Here is a 15524-nt window from a genome sequence, read left to right as displayed (position 1 = left end):
GGTGCGACGGCCCGGCGCAGGGCAGATGCTGGAGCGGTGATGGACGAGACGGAGTTCTGGGAGCTGGTCGACGCCACCCGTGAGGCCGCCGAGGGCGACCCCGAGGAGCAGGCCGATCTGCTTCTGGACCGGCTGCTCCAGCTGGAGCCGGACTACGTCCTCGACTTCGCCCGGCACTTCGAGGCCCGCTACAACCGCGCCTACCGCTGGGACCTGTGGGGTGCCGCCTGGGTGCTGCTGGACGGGGCCAGCGACGACGCCTTCGACTTCTTCCGCTGCTGGCTGATCGGCCAGGGCCGCGAGGTGTACGAGGGCGCCCTGCACGACCCGGACTCGCTCGCCGACCTGCTGGAGGACTTCGACGAGGAGATCGACGGCGACGGCGAGGACCTCGGCTACGCGGCCGACGAGGCCTACGAGCAGCTGACCGGCACCGTCGCCCCGGACCTGGGCATCGCCCCCGCCCCGACGGAACCGGCGGGCACCCCGGTCGACTTCGAGAACGAGCGGGTGCTCGCCGAGCGCTATCCCCGGCTCTGGTACCGGTTCAGGGAGTGACCCGGCGCCGGCCGCCGTCCGAGGGGAGGTACGCCTGTGCCTGGTCCGTCCGCGCCGCGTGGTGCGGCGGTGCCGCGTTGGCCTCGTCGAGTGCGGACGCGGTGACCGCCGCCGGGCCCAGCACCACCGCCACGGCGGCGCACAGCGCCGTCCACACGTGACTCCGTCCGCTTCCGTCCCTGCTCATGATCCCCACCTCCGGTGCGTTGGTGACGCCGACGGTAGGGCGGTGGCCTGGGAGAGCCCCACGGACGTGCTGTGCGCCCGCTGTGGGAGGGGCGGACGGCCCTGGATGCGGGCGGCGAGGTCGCGGATCTCCGGGAGGCGGGCGGTGAGGGCGGCGCCGGGGCAGCTGGTCATGTAGCCGTCGTTGTGGCCGCCGAGGGTGGGCAGGGTGGCGGCGGTGCCGGCGGCGTAGCGGCTGCCGCTGTTGCTGGAGACGAGGCGGACCCTGGCCCGCGGGTCGGTGTCCGACAGGCCTAGCTTCCAGGCGGCCAGCGCGGCGATCGCGTGGGTCATCACGGCGGGCACCTCGACGCCGGCCGGGAAGGTGCCGATGGCGGCGATGCCCGCGGTGCGGTGGTTGAAGCCCTGGGTGTGGGCGCCGGTGACGGGGCGGTCGACGCCGCCCGCGCGGCCCTCGTAGATGGTGCCGCAGCGGTCGACGAGGAAGTTGTAGCCGATGTCGTCGAAGTCGCGGGCGCCGGTCTGGCCCGTGTGCAGGTGGCGGATGATGCGCGGGGTGTCGGCGCAGTCGTAGGCGTTCGGCGAGTCGGTGTGGTGCACGAAGACGGCGACGACCTTGTCGTCGTACCGCGCGGGCGGCTGTTTCGGCGCGGGTCCGGTCAGCCAGGCGGAGCGGGGCACGATGGGCGGCCTGGCCGCGGCGTGCGGGGCCGCCGGGCGGGGCGCGCGCGGGCGGTCGGCGCTGGACCGGACGGCGCGCTCCACCCCGTTCACGCACAGCACCAGCGCGACCACGGCGGCGAGCCCGGGGAGCACCCGGAGCAGCGCCAGAGCGCGACCCGGCACGGGGAGCGGCCGCCGTCGTGACCGCCGTGCGCCTCGGGCTCCTCGGAAGACACGCATGACCCCACTGTCGGCAGGGTGCCGTCCGCCCGCGATGTGCGCTCTGCCACCTGGCGGAACCATCGTCCCGGTCCACGACGTTTCCCCGGGTACACACCGCGTGACCGGTTCGGCGGCGACGGCGCGCGGGTGCGCTGATCACTGGGCCCGTTCCCCGCGTATATGGGAACCGAGAGAAAGGCGGCTTGGTGGACCTCCTCGACATCCTCCTGGTGCTGGCGATCCTGGTCTACGCCGGCTCCGGCTACCGGCGCGGACTGGTGGCCGGCTGTGTCTCGCTGGCCGGCTTCGTGGGCGGCGCGGCGATCGGCGTCTGGGTGCTGCCCTGGGTGATGGACCTGGTGACGCCGGGTTCCACGGCGGCCACGGTCACCGCGGTGCTCACCGTGCTGGTGCCGGCGGCGGTGGGCCACGAACTGGCGGGGCGGCTGGCGCTGCGGGTGCGGCGGGAGCTGTCGTGGGGGCCGCTCAGGGTGGCGGACGGCGTCGGCGGCGCGGTGGCGAACACGGCGGCCGTGCTGATCGTGGCGTGGGTGGCGGCGAGCGTGCTGGCGGCGTCCTCGTCGACCATGCTGTCGGCGGCGATCCGCGACTCGCGGCTGCTGGGGGCGGTGCAGCAGGCGATGCCGGACACCACGCCCGCCTGGTTCTCGCGGGCCACCTCGGCGCTGACCGAGGCGGGCTTCCCGCAGGTCTTCAACCCGTTCGAGAACGAGTCGACGGCCGAGGTCGCGCGGCCTTCCGGGGACAGTGTCACGGTGGCCGCCACGACCGCAGCCCAGCGCAGCACGGTGAAGGTGGAGGGCGTCGCGGGCACCCAGGGCCGCGAGGGCAGCGGGTTCGTGTACGCGGCGGAGCGGGTGATGACCAACGCGCACGTGGTGGCGGGCATCGACGAGCCGACCGTGCGGGTGGGCGGGATCGGCCCGGCGTACGAGGCGCGGGTGGTGTTGTTCGACCCGGAGAAGGACGTGGCGGTGCTGCACGTGCCGGACCTGCGCGCCCCGGTGCTGCGCTTCGACGACGACGCGGATCGCGGGGACGCCGCGGTGGTCGCCGGGTATCCGCAGGACGGCGGCCTGGACCTGCAGGCGGCGACGGTCGCGAACCGGGTGCGGGCGACGGGCCAGAACATCTACAACGACGAGTCGGTGACCCGGGAGATCTACTCGATCCGCTCCATGGTCCGCCCGGGTAACTCCGGCGGGCCGCTGCTGACCACCGAGGGCCGGGTGTACGGGGTGGTGTTCGCCCGGTCCACCTCCGACGCCGAGACGGGCTACGTCCTGACGGCGGAGGAGGTCGCGGGCGACGCGGCGCGGGCCGCGCGGACGACGACGCCGGTGGACACGGGCGAGCTGGTCACCTCGTAGACGTCAGGGGCGGTCGGGGACGTCAGGTCAGCTTCTGCCCCATGAGCACGTCGTCGGCGTAGGTGCCGTCGAGGCAGAACTCCTCCGGCTGCACGCCCTCGACGACGAAACCCTCCGACTCGTACAGGGCGCGGGCCCGGGTGTTGTGGCCCAGCACGCGCAGGGTGATCCGGCGGAAGCCGCCGCTGCGGGCCTCCTCGACGGCGGCGCGGACCAGGGCCCGTCCGACGCCCTTGCCGCGGGCCTCGTCGGCGACGGCGAGGCCGCGGATCTGCCGGACGTGCGCGTTGGAGGGCAGCGGGGTGGGGAACCCGAGGCGGACGTAGCCGACGACCCGGCCGTCGAGCTCGGCGACCAGGTGGTCGGCGGGGCCGCAGGTGTCGCGGAAGAAGGGCTCGTCGGGCGCGGGGCGGGCGGTGACGGCGTGCAGATGGGACCAGGTCGTGTGGTCCAGGTGGCGCAGTTGCTCCTCGTCCTCGGGACGGGCGACGCGTAGGAACGGCTCAGACATGCCGGTCACCTTACGTGGGGAATGCAGCTGCCTCACCGGGGTTTTCCCGGCTCGACGGGCAGGATGAGGTCATGCAGCCTTCAAGGATCGCGGTGGCCGGCGCGTCCGGTCTCATCGGCGGCGCCCTGGTGCGTTCCCTGGTCGCGGACGGGCACGACGTGGTGCGGCTGGTGCGCCGCATGCCCCGGTCCGCCGACGAGGCGCGCTGGGAGCCGGAACGGCGGCGGGTGGACCCGGCGGTGCTCGCCGGGTGCGACGCCGTGGTGAACCTGGCGGGCGCAGGGGTGGGCGACCGCCGCTGGACCGAGGAGTACAAGGCGCTGATCCGCTCCAGCCGGGTGGACGGCACGGCGGCCCTCGCGCGGGCCGTCGCCGCGCTGGACCGGCCGCCGCGGGTCTTCCTGAACGGCAGCGCGATCGGCCTCTACGGCGACACCGGCGGCCGTGCGGTCGACGAGGACGCCCCGCCGGGTGCCGGGTTCCTGCCGGAGCTGTGCGTGGAGTGGGAGGCGGCCGCGGCACCGGCGCGGGAGGCGGGCGTCCGGACGGTGTTCGCCCGCACGGGCCTGGTGGTGGCCCGGGAGGGCGGCGCCTGGGGCCGGCTCTTCCCGCTGTTCAAGGCGGGTCTCGGGGGGCCGATCGGCGGCGGGCGGCAGTACTGGTCGTACATCGCGCTGCACGACGAGGTGGCCGCGCTGCGGCATCTGCTGGACCGGGAGGATCTGTCCGGGCCGTTCAACCTGACCGCGCCCGAGCCGCTGACGAACCGTGAGATCAGCGCGGCGATGGGCCGGGTGCTGCACCGGCCGGCGGTGTTCGCGGTGCCGGCGCCGGTGCTGCGGGCGGTGCTGGGCGAGATGGCGGGGGATGTGCTGGGCAGTCAGCGGGTGCTGCCCAAGCGGCTGTCGGAGTCCGGGTTCCGGTTCGCGTTCCCCGGGATCGAGGACGCGATCCGCGCGGCACTGTGAGAACGGGGCGGCCCGACCGTATGCGACCGCCGTGCGACCGTGCCCTGCCGATGCGCGACTGCACCTGACCGATCGCGGGCCTAACCTCGACGCGAACTCGGGTATCCCCGGAGCCCGTTGGGGGCATCAGGTCTCCACCGGCCGCGCAACCTCGAGGAGGGGCACGTGCTTGAGCCCGCGTTTCAGGCGGATGTCGTCGTGGTGGGAGCCGGGGTCGCCGGTCTCTCCGCGGCGCTTCGGCTGGCCCATGCAGGAGTGACGACCACGGTCCTGGAGGCCGGCCCAGGAGTGGGCGGGCGGATGTCGACCGAGAAGGTCGACGGATTCCGGCTCGACCGCGTCGGGCAGCTGCTGTTCACGTCGTATCCCGAACTACGGCTGACCCCGGGGCTCGACGCGCTCGCGCTGCGGCTGTTCGCCCCGGGCGTCCTGCTGCACAGCGACGGCCGCCGGCACCGGGCGGGCACCCCGGTGCACGGACGGAGCGCGAGGGGCGCACTCAATGCCGTGCGCGCCCTTGCGAGCGCCCCCCGGGCGACTCCGGGACGCGGCCGAGGAGGCGCCGTGCCCCCGCCCAGGAACCGGCCCACGGCCCCGGTCGGCGGAGCCGTCGACCAGGCCCGGCTCGGCAGCGCGCTCGCCCGGATCGCGGGCACCCCACTGGAACGGCTGCTGGCCCGCCCGGAGCAGCCCGCCGGGCAGGCGCTGGCCGCCCGGGGCCTGCCCGCGCGGACCGTCGACGGCTTCCTGCGGCCGCTGCTCGCCGCGCTGCTGTGCGATCCGGAGCTGACCACCTCCAGCCGGTGCGCCGATCTGGCGCTGCGGGCGTTCGCCGCCGGGCGGACGGCCGTGCCGGAGGGCGGCGCCGAGGTGCTGCCGGAGCTGCTGGCCCGCGCCCTGCCGCCGGGGAGCGTGCACACCGGCGTGCGGGTCACCTCGGTCTCCACGACCTCGGTGACCACCGCCGAGCACGGCGAGTTCCGCTGCCGGGCGGTGCTGCTGGCCACCGACGCGCGCAGCGCGGCCGAGCTGCTGCCGGGCCTGCGGGTGCCGGACTTCCACCCGGTGACCGTGGTGCACCACACCACCGACGCGCCCCCGGCGACCGGCGCGGCACTGCTGCTGGACTCCGACCGGGGCGGGCCGGTGGCGCACACGGCGGTGATGAGCGCGGTGGACCCGAGCCGGGCCCCGGCGGGCCGGACGCTGATCTCCTCGACGGTCCTCGGCTCCCCGCCGGACGACGTGGACACCGCCGTACGCATGCACCTCGCCCGCCTCTACGGCACGTCCACGGCACGCTGGGAGACCCTGGCCGTGCACCGCACCGCCGAGGCGGTGCCCGCGATGCGGGCGCCGCACGATCTGCGGCGACCGGTACGGCTGCTGGCCGGGCTGTACGTGTGCGGCGACCACCGGGACTCCAGCACCGTCCAGGGCGCCCTGCACTCGGGCCACCGCGCCTCGGCGGCGATCCTGGCCGACCTGGGCGCGGCGGGCTCGATGCACACGGCGGACCCGAACCCGACGGCCCGGGCGGCGTGAGGCCCGGGCCGCCCGGGGGCGTGCGGGGTCAGCCCAGTGCCGCCGCCACCTTGTCCCGGTAGCTGCGCACGGGCGCGGCGTCCTTGTACGGCTCCAGTCGTCGCTCGAATTCCTTGACGTACTCCACCGCCCGCACCGACCGCATCTCGGCCGCCTGACCCGCCGCCTCGGCGGCGAGCGCGCAGGCCTGGTCGAGTTCGCCGAGGCCGAGGCGGGCGGTGGCGAGGACCACCCGGCAGAACAGGCGGCTGCGGGCGAAGGACGGGGCCCGCAGCTGCAGGGAGCGCTCGGCGTGCTGGGCGGCGGCGCGGAACTGCTGCAGGTCGCGGTGGCAGTGGCCGAACTCGTCGGCGAGCTGCGCCTCGTCGAAGGAGCGCGCCCAGTGCGGGACCTCGTCGCCGGCCCGGGCGGCCTCCAGGGCCCGCTCGGCGCGGACCAGGGAGGCGGTGCAGGCCCGCACCTCCCCCAGGACGCCGTGCCCGCGCGCCTCGGCGGCGTGCAGCAGGGCCTGCACGGCCGGCGGCGCCGAGCCGCCGACGCCCTGCTGGGCGACCCGCGCCAGCTGCACGGCCTCCCGCCCGTGCCCCAGGTAGACGGCCTGGCGGCTCATGGTGACGAGCACGTAGGCGCCGTACGGCCGGTCCCCGGCCGCCTGCGACAGCCGCAGCGCCTGCACGAAGTACCGCTGGGCGAGGCCGTGCGCGGCGATGTCGTACGACGTCCAGCCCGCGAGCCGGGTGAGGTCGGCGGCGGCGGCGAACAGCCGGCGGCCGGTCTGCTCGCCGTAGGTGCCGCGCAGCATCGGCTCGCACTCGTGCTCCAGATAGCGCACCAGCGCCTGCCGGGCGTGCCCGCCGCCGTAGGCGTCGTCGAGGGTGCGGAACAGGTCGGCGACCGAGCGCAGCGCGGCGATGTCACCGCCGGTGACCCGGTGGCCGGGGCCCCGGTCGACACCGCGCTGCCGGGGCACCCCGGGGCGGCCCTGCGCGGGGATCCTGGGGAGGTTGCCCTGCTCCAGGCCGCCCGGGACCTTGGGCACGGGCTCCGTGCCGCGGGCGACCCGCTCGTCGGCGCGGCCGATCAGCCAGTCCCGGCTCGGCACGACCAGGCCCGCCGGGGTGAAGGCGATCTTGCGCAGTTCGGCGTGGCTGCCGGAGTCCTTGCGCCACAGGCCGCTGACGATGTCGACGGCCTCCTCGGGGCCGGCCGCGAACTCCAGTCCCGCGTAGACGGGTGCGCAGGCGTCCAGGCCCAGGTCCTGGGCGGTGAGCCGGCGCCCGAGGCGGCGGGTGAACACCTCGGCGATGAGGGCGGGCGTGGTGCCTCTGGGCTGCTGGCCGCGCAGCCAGCGGGTGACGGATGTCTTGTCGTATCTGAGATCGAGCCCGTGCTCGAGGCCGAGCTGGTCCACTCGACGGGCCAGACCTGCGTTGGAGAACCCCGCTTCTGCGATGAGCGCGGCGAGCTGTCGGTTGGGGGTGCGCTGCGCGGGTCGTTCCGTCATCTGCGGTGCGATCTCCTGCCTCCGGGCTTCCGAATTGCCCGGACTGCCTGTGAGCAGCCCTTATGGCCTTGTGAACGGCGCGAATGTAGCGGAGAGTAAACACCCGATCGCACACTTCCACGTTCATTCATCCGATCGTGTGAGGATTGCCCCCGAGGCTGACGCGCGACCGACGGTCGTACAGTGACGTAGGCGCGTTTCACGCCTTACGACCTTCTAGGGAGGCGCTTGCCGTGAGTGAGTTGCGGTTCGTCCGTATGGGATTCGGTGCCGAGGCCGTCGACTACCAGGAGGCCTGGGACGAGCAGCGCCGGGTGCACGCGGCGCGCTTCGAGGACCGGGTCCCGGACACCGTGCTGCTGCTGGAGCACCCGCCGGTCTACACGGCCGGCCGGCGCACCGAGCCCAGCGAGCGGCCCCTCGACGGCACCCCCGTCATCGACGTGGACCGCGGCGGCAAGATCACCTGGCACGGTCCGGGGCAGATAGTGGGCTACCCGATCCAGAAGCTGCCCCGCCCGGTGGACGTGGTCGCGCACGTCCGCCGCCTGGAGGAGGCGCTGATCCGCACCTGTGCCGAGTTCGGCGTGGAGACCACCCGGGTCGAGGGACGCAGCGGGGTGTGGGTGCTGGGCGACCCGGTGGAGCAGCGGCCGGCGCTCGGCGGGCTGTCCCTGGACTTCGACCCGCGGCTGACCGACGACGAGTTCGACCCCCGGCTCAACGGCCCGGAGTACGCCCCGTCCAACGCCGGCCAGCGCCGCGAGGACCGCAAGATCGCGGCGATCGGCATCCGGGTCGCCAAGGGCGTCACCATGCACGGCTTCTCGTTCAACGTGAACCCGGACAACGCCTGGTTCGACCGGATCATCCCGTGCGGCATCCGGGACGCCGGGGTCACCTCGCTCGCCAACGAACTGGGCCGGGACGTGACCATCGACGAGGTGCTGCCGGTCGTCGAGCGCCACCTGCGGGACGTGCTGGAGAACGCGGACCTGAAGCCGAGGGTGATCGAGAAGACTCCGGCATAGGGAATGGGCCCCGCCCGGCGCGGGTTGGCCCGGTCGCAGGGGGTTGGCCCGGTCCGAGGGCCATCGAATACACGGGCGTACCCTTGAGGGCGCCGAAGAATCAACGCTAGGGAGCCGGTCGTGTCCGCAGTCGCACCCGACGGACGCAAGATGCTGCGCCTGGAGGTCCGGAACAGCCAGACCCCCATCGAGCGCAAGCCCGAGTGGATCAAGACCCGGGCGAAAATGGGCCCCGAGTACACGCAGATGCAGAACCTCGTGAAGAGCGAGGGCCTGCACACGGTCTGCCAGGAAGCCGGCTGTCCCAACATCTACGAGTGCTGGGAGGACCGTGAGGCCACGTTCCTCATCGGCGGCGACCAGTGCACCCGGCGCTGCGACTTCTGCCAGATCGACACCGGCAAGCCCGAGGCCCTGGACCGCGACGAGCCCCGCCGGGTCGGCGAGTCCGTGGTCACGATGGACCTGAACTACGCCACCATCACCGGCGTCGCCCGCGACGACCTGGAGGACGGCGGCGCCTGGCTGTACGCGGAGACCGTGCGCCAGATCCACGCGCAGACCGCCGGCCGTGAGGGCGGGCGCACCAAGGTCGAGCTGCTGGCCCCCGACTTCAACGCGGTCCCGGAGCAGCTGGAGGAGGTCTTCTCCTCCCGTCCGGAGGTCTTCGCGCACAACGTCGAGACCGTCCCGCGGATCTTCAAGCGGATCCGCCCCGGCTTCCGCTACGAGCGCTCCCTGAAGGTCATCACCGCCGCACGCGACTACGGCCTGGTGACCAAGTCGAACCTGATCCTCGGCATGGGCGAGACCCGCGAGGAGGTCGGCGAGGCGCTGCGGCAGCTGCACGAGGCGGGCTGCGAGCTGATCACGATCACCCAGTACCTGCGCCCGTCCGTGCGTCACCACCCCGTGGAGCGCTGGGTGAAGCCGCAGGAGTTCGTGGAGCTGAAGGAGGAGGCCGAGCAGATCGGCTTCTCCGGTGTGATGTCGGGCCCGCTGGTCCGCTCCTCCTACCGGGCCGGCCGCCTGTACCAGATGGCCATCGAGAAGCGCGGTACGTACGTCGCCGCGCAGGCTGTGTGATCGCCGCCCCGAGAAGGCGTGTGAATTCACGCACAAGTAGTTACCGCCAAGTAGTAGCCGTGTGACCGCGGCCCCGACCGTCCTCCCAGTTGAGGACCCCGGTCGGGGCCGCGACGGCGTTCCGGGCCCGGCAACAGTTCGGCCATCCGGCGGCATCGGGGCTTCATGCGTGTTTGACCGGTCGGTCACGTCCTGGTAACACCAGTCAGTGACCCTGGTTTCACACCCCGTGAACCACGCTGAGCCCTAGGGGGATCCACCATGCAGGCCGCGCCAGTCCGCGCCACCGCGCTTCCGACCTTCACCGACGCACTGCGTGCGGTCGAGTCCCTGCTCATGAGCTCCGGCCAGCGCACGGCCCGCCGCAACGCCTGGACCTCGGTCCTGGAGGACCGCCGCCGCGCGAAGGACCGCGTGGAGGCCGAGCGCGTCCTCGAACAGGCCTACGCGGGCCGTTCCTGATCTTTCCCCGGGTAACCGCCGGGGCACTGCCGTCGAAGGCGCTCCCGGAGCCACGTAGACTTCGTGGCATGGCGAGGAAGGACACGGCAGCGGACGACGCTGCGAACCCCGGGCGACTGAAGCAGATCGCCCTGACCTACAAGATGACCCGCAGGGCCGACAAGAAGATCGGTCTTGTACTCGCGGCTGTCGGAATCGTCACCTTCGGTGTCTTCCTCGCGATCGGTTTCTTGATCGGTCACCCCATCTATCTCGGCATCCTGGGCTTCCTGCTCGCCTTCCTCGCGACGGCGATCGTGTTCGGACGCCGGGCCGAGCGGGCCGCCTTCGGGCAGATGGAGGGCCAGCCGGGCGCCGCCGCGGCGGTGCTGGACAACATCGGCCGGGGCTGGACGACCACCCCCGCGGTGGCGATGAACCGCAGCCAGGACGTGGTGCACCGGGCGGTCGGCAAGGCCGGCATCGTGCTGGTCGCCGAGGGCAACCCGAACCGGGTGAAGAGCCTGCTGGCCGCCGAGAAGAAGAAGATGAACCGCATCGTCGCGGACGTCCCCGTGCACGACCTGATCGTCGGCACCGGCGAGGGCCAGGTGGAGCTGAAGAAGCTGCGCACCACCATGCTGAAGCTCCCCCGGGTGCTCACCGGCCCGCAGGTCACCGCCACCAACGACCGGCTGCGCGCGCTCGGCGACCTGATGAGCAACATGCCGCTGCCGAAGGGCCCGATGCCGAAGGGCATGCGCCTGCCGAAGGGCGGCCCGAAGGCCCGCTGAGTCTCCTCGTACGAGAAATACGACGAAGGGGGCGCCCGGAGATTTCCGGGCGCCCCCTTCGTCGTATCCGCTCGTCGTATCCGATCGGAGCTCAGATCCGCACTTCCACCGTGCGGGCGAGGCGGTCGTGCAGGCCGCGGCCGTCGCGGTCCCAGACCAGCGCCGGGATCGCCAGGCAGAGCAGGACCGTGCGGAGCGCGGCGCGGCCGGGGTGGACGGTGCCGGTGTCCAGGTGGGCGACCCGCAGACCGAAGAGGCGCTTGCCGGGGGTGAAGCCGAGCGTGCCGACGGTGAGCAGGCTCATCACGAGGAAGATCAGCAGCGCCCAGTTGCTGGTCGCCTGGCCGTAGCCGTCCGTGATCAAGCCGTATGCGATCAAGAGGCACAGGCCCCAGTCCACGGCCAGCGCGCCGAGCCTCCGTCCGGGGCGGGCGAGGGAGCCCGGCCCGTCCTCCGGCAGCCCCAGCTGCTCGCCGCGGTATCCGAAGTCGGCACCGGCCTCCTCCATGGCCGCGCGCGGCCCGGAAAGCCATGATCCGATTGCTTGCCTCTTGTCCACCCGTACACGGTACTGCGCCCATATATGACCGGAGGACGCCGGGGTGTTTCCGGGCCTCATGCGGACTACTGTGGAACGCGAGCCGGTTAACTTGTGCGAAACAAATGGGTCACGCCGGAGAAATCCCGCCTCCCTAGGGTCGAGGCAGCGTGTGCCACCGCACTGGCCGCACGAACGATCTACCACCCCGGCGGGATGGTCGGGAGTAGGAGGAGCTGGATGTTCCAGAACGCCGACGAGGCCAAGAAGTTCATCGCGGACGAGGACGTCAAGTTCATCGACGTCCGCTTCTGCGACCTGCCGGGCGTCATGCAGCACTTCACCATTCCGGCTGCGGCGTTCGACCCGGACGAGGAGCTGGCCTTCGACGGGTCCTCGATCCGCGGCTTCCAGGCCATCCACGAGTCCGACATGGCGCTCCGCGCCGACCTCTCGACCGCGCGCGTGGACCCGTTCCGCCGCGACAAGACGGTCAACATCAACTTCTTCATCCACGACCCGATCACCGGTGAGCAGTACTCCCGTGACCCGCGGAACGTGGCGAAGAAGGCCGAGGCGTACCTCGCCTCCACCGGTATCGCCGACACCGCGTTCTTCGGCCCCGAGGCCGAGTTCTACGTGTTCGACAGCGTGCGCTTCAAGACCGCCGAGAACGAGGCCTACTACCACATCGACTCCGAGGCGGGCGCCTGGAACACCGGCGCGCTGGAGGACAACCGGGGTTACAAGGTCCGCTACAAGGGCGGTTACTTCCCGGCCCCGCCGGTCGACCACTTCGCCGACCTGCGTGCCGAGATCTCCCTGGAGCTGGCCAAGGCCGGTCTGCAGGTCGAGCGCCAGCACCACGAGGTGGGCACCGCCGGCCAGGCCGAGATCAACTACAAGTTCAACACGCTGCTCGCCGCCGCCGACGACCTCCAGCTCTTCAAGTACATCGTGAAGAACGTGGCCTGGCGCAACGGCAAGACCGCGACCTTCATGCCGAAGCCGATCTTCGGTGACAACGGCTCGGGCATGCACGTCCACCAGTCGCTGTGGAGCAACGGCGACCCGCTGTTCTACGACGAGCAGGGCTACGCCGGCCTGTCCGACACCGCCCGCTACTACATCGGCGGCATCCTCAAGCACGCCCCGTCGCTGCTGGCCTTCACCAACCCGACGGTGAACTCCTACCACCGTCTGGTGCCGGGCTTCGAGGCCCCGGTGAACCTGGTGTACTCGCAGCGCAACCGCTCCGCCGCGATGCGTATCCCGATCACGGGTTCGAACCCGAAGGCCAAGCGCGTCGAGTTCCGCGCGCCCGACGCCTCCGGCAACCCGTACCTGGCCTTCTCGGCGCTGCTCCTCGCGGGCCTGGACGGCATCAAGAACAAGATCGAGCCGGCCGAGCCGATCGACAAGGACCTGTACGAGCTGGCTCCCGAGGAGCACGCGAACGTCGCGCAGGTCCCGACCTCCCTCGGCGCGGTCCTGGACCGCCTGGAGGCCGACCACGAGTTCCTGCTCCAGGGCGACGTGTTCACCCCGGACCTGATCGAGACGTGGATCGACTTCAAGCGCGCGAACGAGATCGCCCCGCTGCAGCTGCGTCCGCACCCGCACGAGTTCGAGCTCTACTTCGACGTGTGATCGACCCCTCCCGGTCGTCCCGGCGCCCCCGTCCCTGTATCGCGTTTCTCAGGGCGGGGGCGCCGCCGTATGGTTCTGCTGTACAGCTGTTCGAGCGATGTGATCGTGGCGACGGGGAGACGGGGATGTCCGAACAGGACGAGGAGAAACGGGAGTTCGACCTCCGGTGGGCGGACGACGCCGAGCACAAGGAGCCCTCGGCTCGGGCCCGGATGCTCGCCGCGCGGTGGAAGGACAACCCGCCCGGGCCGGTGCCGTTCCGCGCCGACCCGGAGCCCAGGACTCCCCGGCGGTCGTCGTGGGTGTCGACGGCGGTCGTCCTCGGCTGCGTGGCCGCCGTGATCGTGCTGCTGGGGTACATCAACTTCCGGGCGCCGTACTGACCGGGCGGCACTGGGCCGCGCAGACCGTGCAGCGCTGGCGCGGCTTCGAAGCGCGCGGGCATCCCGAGGTGGGTGAGCTGCTCGACCGGTCGGCCCATCTGTTCAGCTCGTACGTGCTGAAGCGGCGCAAGTGGGAGGCCGGGCTGCCGGCCTGAGTCGCGCCGGGCGGGCGGGTGCACACTGGCTTAAGGGGCGAGTGCCCGGCTGTGAGGTGGTGTGCCATGCGGAGCCGCTTCCGGAGCGACCGGCGGCTGACCGCGCGGATGGCGGTCACGCTGTTCCTGCTCGGGCTGTTGTACGTGGGCTTCGTCGCCGCGTTGATCGTGCTGCTGAAGTCCTGGGTGCTGGTCGTGGTGGTCGCGGCGGTGGCGCTGGGGGCGCAGTACTGGTTCTCCGACCGGGTCGCGCTGTACGCGATGCGCGGGCGGGTCGTCGAGCGGGACGAGTACCCCGAGCTGCACGCCGTGGTGGACCGGCTGTGTGCGCTCGCGGACATGCCGAAGCCGGTCGTCGCCGTCTCCCCGATGGACATGCCGAACGCGTTCGCGACCGGGCGGAACGCCGACCACGCGGTGGTCTGTGTGACCACCGGGCTGCTGCGGCGGCTGGAGCCCGCGGAGCTGGAGGGGGTGCTGGCGCACGAGCTGTCGCACGTGGCGCACAAGGACGTCGCCGTGATCACCGTGGCCTCGTTCCTCGGGGTGATCGCCGGACTGGTCGTGCGGTTCGCGTTCTACTCGCAGCTGTTCGGCGGCGGACGCCGGGACCAGAACACGGCGGCCGTGTTCGCCGCGGTGCTGGGGGTGTCCCTTGCCGTGTACGCGATCAGCTTCCTGCTGATCCGGGCGCTGTCCCGGTACCGGGAGCTGGCCGCCGACCGCGCGGCCGCGCTGCTCACCGGCCGGCCCTCGGCGCTGGCGTCGGCGCTGACCAAGGTGACCGGGGATATCGCCCGCATCCCCACCCGTGACCTGCGGACGGCCCAGGCCTTCAACGCGTTCTACTTCACGCCGGCGCTGGGCCGGGAGCCCGGTCTCGCCCGGATCTTCTCCACCCATCCGACCCTGGAGCAGCGGCTGGCGCAGCTGGGCCGTATCTCCGGGGAGCTGGGTGAGGCGGCGTCGCCCGGGAAGGCGGGGTGAGCATGCGGCTGCTGGACATCCTGCTCGGGCGCAGCAAGCCGGTCGCGCCCGACCTCGACCAGCTCTTCGCCCTGCCCTCGGCGGCGGTGACCCTGGAGGCCGCCGTCTCCTTCGCCCCGACCGGGCGGGGCGCGGTGTGCTTCGCCACGGTGGAGGGCGCCGCGTTCGAGCAGACGCATCGCGAGGTGCGGGCGCTGCTGGACGCGGACACCGACCGCAGCGGCCCGCCGGTGGGTCTGGAGCGGGACGTGTACGGCTACTCCTGGCTGGTCTCGCGCCGCTCCCCCGGCGAGCTGCCGCTGCTGGTCAACGACCTGCACGCGGTGAACAGCTCTATGGAGATGAACGGCTTCGGGCCGCAGCTGCTGTGTTCGCTCGTCGGCTTCCGCGATCCGGAGGAACACCGGCTGGCACTGGTCTACCTGTACAAGCGGGGCACCTTCTACCCGTTCGCGCCGCTGCCCGGCGGGAGGCAGCGGCGCGACAACGCGCTGGAGCTGGAGGTTCGGGCGGCGCTCGCCGGTGATCTGCGGATCGAGGAGGACCTGGGGCGGTGGTTCCCGGTGTGGGGCGCCCCGGGTCTGTGACCTCGGTGCCTGGTCACCGGACCGACGGCTCACCCGCTCCTCTCGCGCTCCTGACGGCGGGCCTCCAAGGGGCGCTCGCGGCGGTAGCGGCGCTCCCACTTGGCCTGCTGGTCACGGCGTTCGCGGTAGTCCTGGTACGTGGCGGGCGCGGACCCCGCACCCGTGGGGGGCGTCGGCGTCGTCGCGTCCCGCCCGGACCGGACGTACAGGAAGAGCAGGGCGGCGGCGGCGAGCCAGTAGAGACTGTTTCCGAATCCCAGGACGACCAGGACGGCCGCCCCGGAGAGCACGACGGTTCCCATGACGGGCCTCCTCCCTGGGACG

General features: G+C 72.5%; 19 protein-coding genes. 13 read left to right on the top strand and 6 right to left on the bottom strand.

Annotated elements, in window-relative coordinates:
* The first annotated feature begins 39 nt into the window (after positions 1 to 39).
* A complete protein-coding gene (locus ACSU6L_RS27185; protein ID WP_437060919.1) occupies positions 40 to 558 on the top strand; it encodes a DUF4240 domain-containing protein in 519 nt (172 codons plus the stop codon).
* Here ACSU6L_RS27185 and ACSU6L_RS27180 read toward each other — a convergent pair.
* A complete protein-coding gene (locus ACSU6L_RS27180) occupies positions 548 to 745 on the bottom strand; it encodes a hypothetical protein (protein ID WP_437060917.1) in 198 nt (65 codons plus the stop codon). The genes ACSU6L_RS27185 and ACSU6L_RS27180 overlap by 11 nt on opposite strands.
* Entirely contained in the window at positions 742 to 1710 is a 969-nt protein-coding gene (locus tag ACSU6L_RS27175) for a peptidoglycan recognition protein family protein (protein WP_437060915.1), read from the bottom strand. The genes ACSU6L_RS27180 and ACSU6L_RS27175 overlap by 4 nt, the downstream gene beginning before the upstream one ends.
* 125 nt (positions 1711 to 1835) lie before the next feature.
* Here ACSU6L_RS27175 and ACSU6L_RS27170 point away from each other — a divergent pair, with 125 nt between their 5' ends.
* Complete coding sequence (locus ACSU6L_RS27170; protein ID WP_437060913.1) at positions 1836 to 3020, top strand: MarP family serine protease; 1185 nt, start codon at positions 1836 to 1838, stop codon at positions 3018 to 3020.
* Positions 3021 to 3042: 22 nt separating this feature from the next.
* On the opposite strand, the gene ACSU6L_RS27165 is transcribed toward ACSU6L_RS27170, so the two are convergent.
* Positions 3043 to 3531, bottom strand: coding sequence for an N-acetyltransferase family protein (locus ACSU6L_RS27165; RefSeq protein WP_437060911.1), 489 nt, complete (start codon positions 3529 to 3531; stop codon positions 3043 to 3045).
* Between the two features lie 71 nt (positions 3532 to 3602).
* On the opposite strand from ACSU6L_RS27165, the gene ACSU6L_RS27160 reads away from it, so the two are divergent.
* Positions 3603 to 4499 carry a TIGR01777 family oxidoreductase gene (locus ACSU6L_RS27160; RefSeq protein ID WP_073942961.1) on the top strand — a complete coding sequence of 299 codons (897 nt, stop codon included), beginning with the start codon at positions 3603 to 3605 and terminating at the stop codon, positions 4497 to 4499.
* Between the two features lie 165 nt (positions 4500 to 4664).
* Complete coding sequence (locus ACSU6L_RS27155; RefSeq protein ID WP_437060909.1) at positions 4665 to 6044, top strand: NAD(P)/FAD-dependent oxidoreductase; 1380 nt, start codon at positions 4665 to 4667, stop codon at positions 6042 to 6044.
* Between the two features lie 28 nt (positions 6045 to 6072).
* Here the strand turns inward: ACSU6L_RS27155 and ACSU6L_RS27150 are convergent, their stop codons facing one another.
* Entirely contained in the window at positions 6073 to 7548 is a 1476-nt protein-coding gene (locus ACSU6L_RS27150; protein ID WP_437060907.1) for a regulator, read from the bottom strand.
* A 233-nt stretch (positions 7549 to 7781) separates the two neighbouring features.
* Between ACSU6L_RS27150 and lipB the strand changes: the two genes are divergently transcribed.
* From lipB to ACSU6L_RS27130, 4 genes are all read left to right on the top strand, one after another.
* A complete protein-coding gene (gene lipB, locus ACSU6L_RS27145; protein ID WP_437060905.1) occupies positions 7782 to 8579 on the top strand; it encodes a lipoyl(octanoyl) transferase LipB in 798 nt (265 codons plus the stop codon).
* Between the two features lie 120 nt (positions 8580 to 8699).
* Entirely contained in the window at positions 8700 to 9665 is a 966-nt protein-coding gene (gene lipA, locus ACSU6L_RS27140) for a lipoyl synthase (protein WP_437060903.1), read from the top strand.
* Between the two features lie 261 nt (positions 9666 to 9926).
* Positions 9927 to 10127, top strand: a complete 201-nt coding sequence (locus ACSU6L_RS27135; RefSeq protein ID WP_073942966.1) for an SCO2195 family GlnR-regulated protein — start codon at positions 9927 to 9929, stop codon at positions 10125 to 10127.
* Positions 10128 to 10195: 68 nt separating this feature from the next.
* Positions 10196 to 10900 carry a DUF4191 domain-containing protein gene (locus ACSU6L_RS27130; RefSeq protein ID WP_073942967.1) on the top strand — a complete coding sequence of 235 codons (705 nt, stop codon included), beginning with the start codon at positions 10196 to 10198 and terminating at the stop codon, positions 10898 to 10900.
* 91 nt (positions 10901 to 10991) lie between these two features.
* On the opposite strand, the gene ACSU6L_RS27125 is transcribed toward ACSU6L_RS27130, so the two are convergent.
* Entirely contained in the window at positions 10992 to 11459 is a 468-nt protein-coding gene (locus ACSU6L_RS27125) for an RDD family protein (protein ID WP_437060901.1), read from the bottom strand.
* A gap of 219 nt (positions 11460 to 11678) precedes the next feature.
* Between ACSU6L_RS27125 and glnA the strand changes: the two genes are divergently transcribed.
* From glnA to pspAB, 5 genes are all read left to right on the top strand, one after another.
* Positions 11679 to 13088 (top strand): type I glutamate--ammonia ligase, encoded by a 1410-nt coding sequence (glnA, locus tag ACSU6L_RS27120; protein ID WP_073942969.1) that lies wholly within the window; start codon positions 11679 to 11681, stop codon positions 13086 to 13088.
* Positions 13089 to 13213: 125 nt separating this feature from the next.
* Positions 13214 to 13471, top strand: a complete 258-nt coding sequence (locus tag ACSU6L_RS27115; RefSeq protein WP_437060898.1) for a hypothetical protein — start codon at positions 13214 to 13216, stop codon at positions 13469 to 13471.
* 26 nt (positions 13472 to 13497) lie between these two features.
* A complete protein-coding gene (locus ACSU6L_RS27110) occupies positions 13498 to 13626 on the top strand; it encodes a hypothetical protein (RefSeq protein ID WP_437060896.1) in 129 nt (42 codons plus the stop codon).
* Positions 13627 to 13692: 66 nt separating this feature from the next.
* Entirely contained in the window at positions 13693 to 14613 is a 921-nt protein-coding gene (htpX, locus tag ACSU6L_RS27105; protein ID WP_437060894.1) for a zinc metalloprotease HtpX, read from the top strand.
* Between the two features lie 2 nt (positions 14614 to 14615).
* Entirely contained in the window at positions 14616 to 15200 is a 585-nt protein-coding gene (gene pspAB / locus ACSU6L_RS27100; protein WP_437060892.1) for a PspA-associated protein PspAB, read from the top strand.
* A gap of 29 nt (positions 15201 to 15229) precedes the next feature.
* On the opposite strand, the gene ACSU6L_RS27095 is transcribed toward pspAB, so the two are convergent.
* Complete coding sequence (locus ACSU6L_RS27095; protein WP_437060890.1) at positions 15230 to 15502, bottom strand: hypothetical protein; 273 nt, start codon at positions 15500 to 15502, stop codon at positions 15230 to 15232.
* Positions 15503 to 15524: the final 22 nt, after the last annotated feature.

The sequence above is a fragment of the Streptomyces sp. enrichment culture genome (assembly GCF_964272855.1).
Classification (GTDB): Bacteria; Actinomycetota; Actinomycetes; order Streptomycetales; family Streptomycetaceae; genus Streptomyces.
The sequence above is the reverse complement of the archived record's forward strand: the minus strand, read 5'-3'. Positions and strand labels throughout refer to the sequence as shown.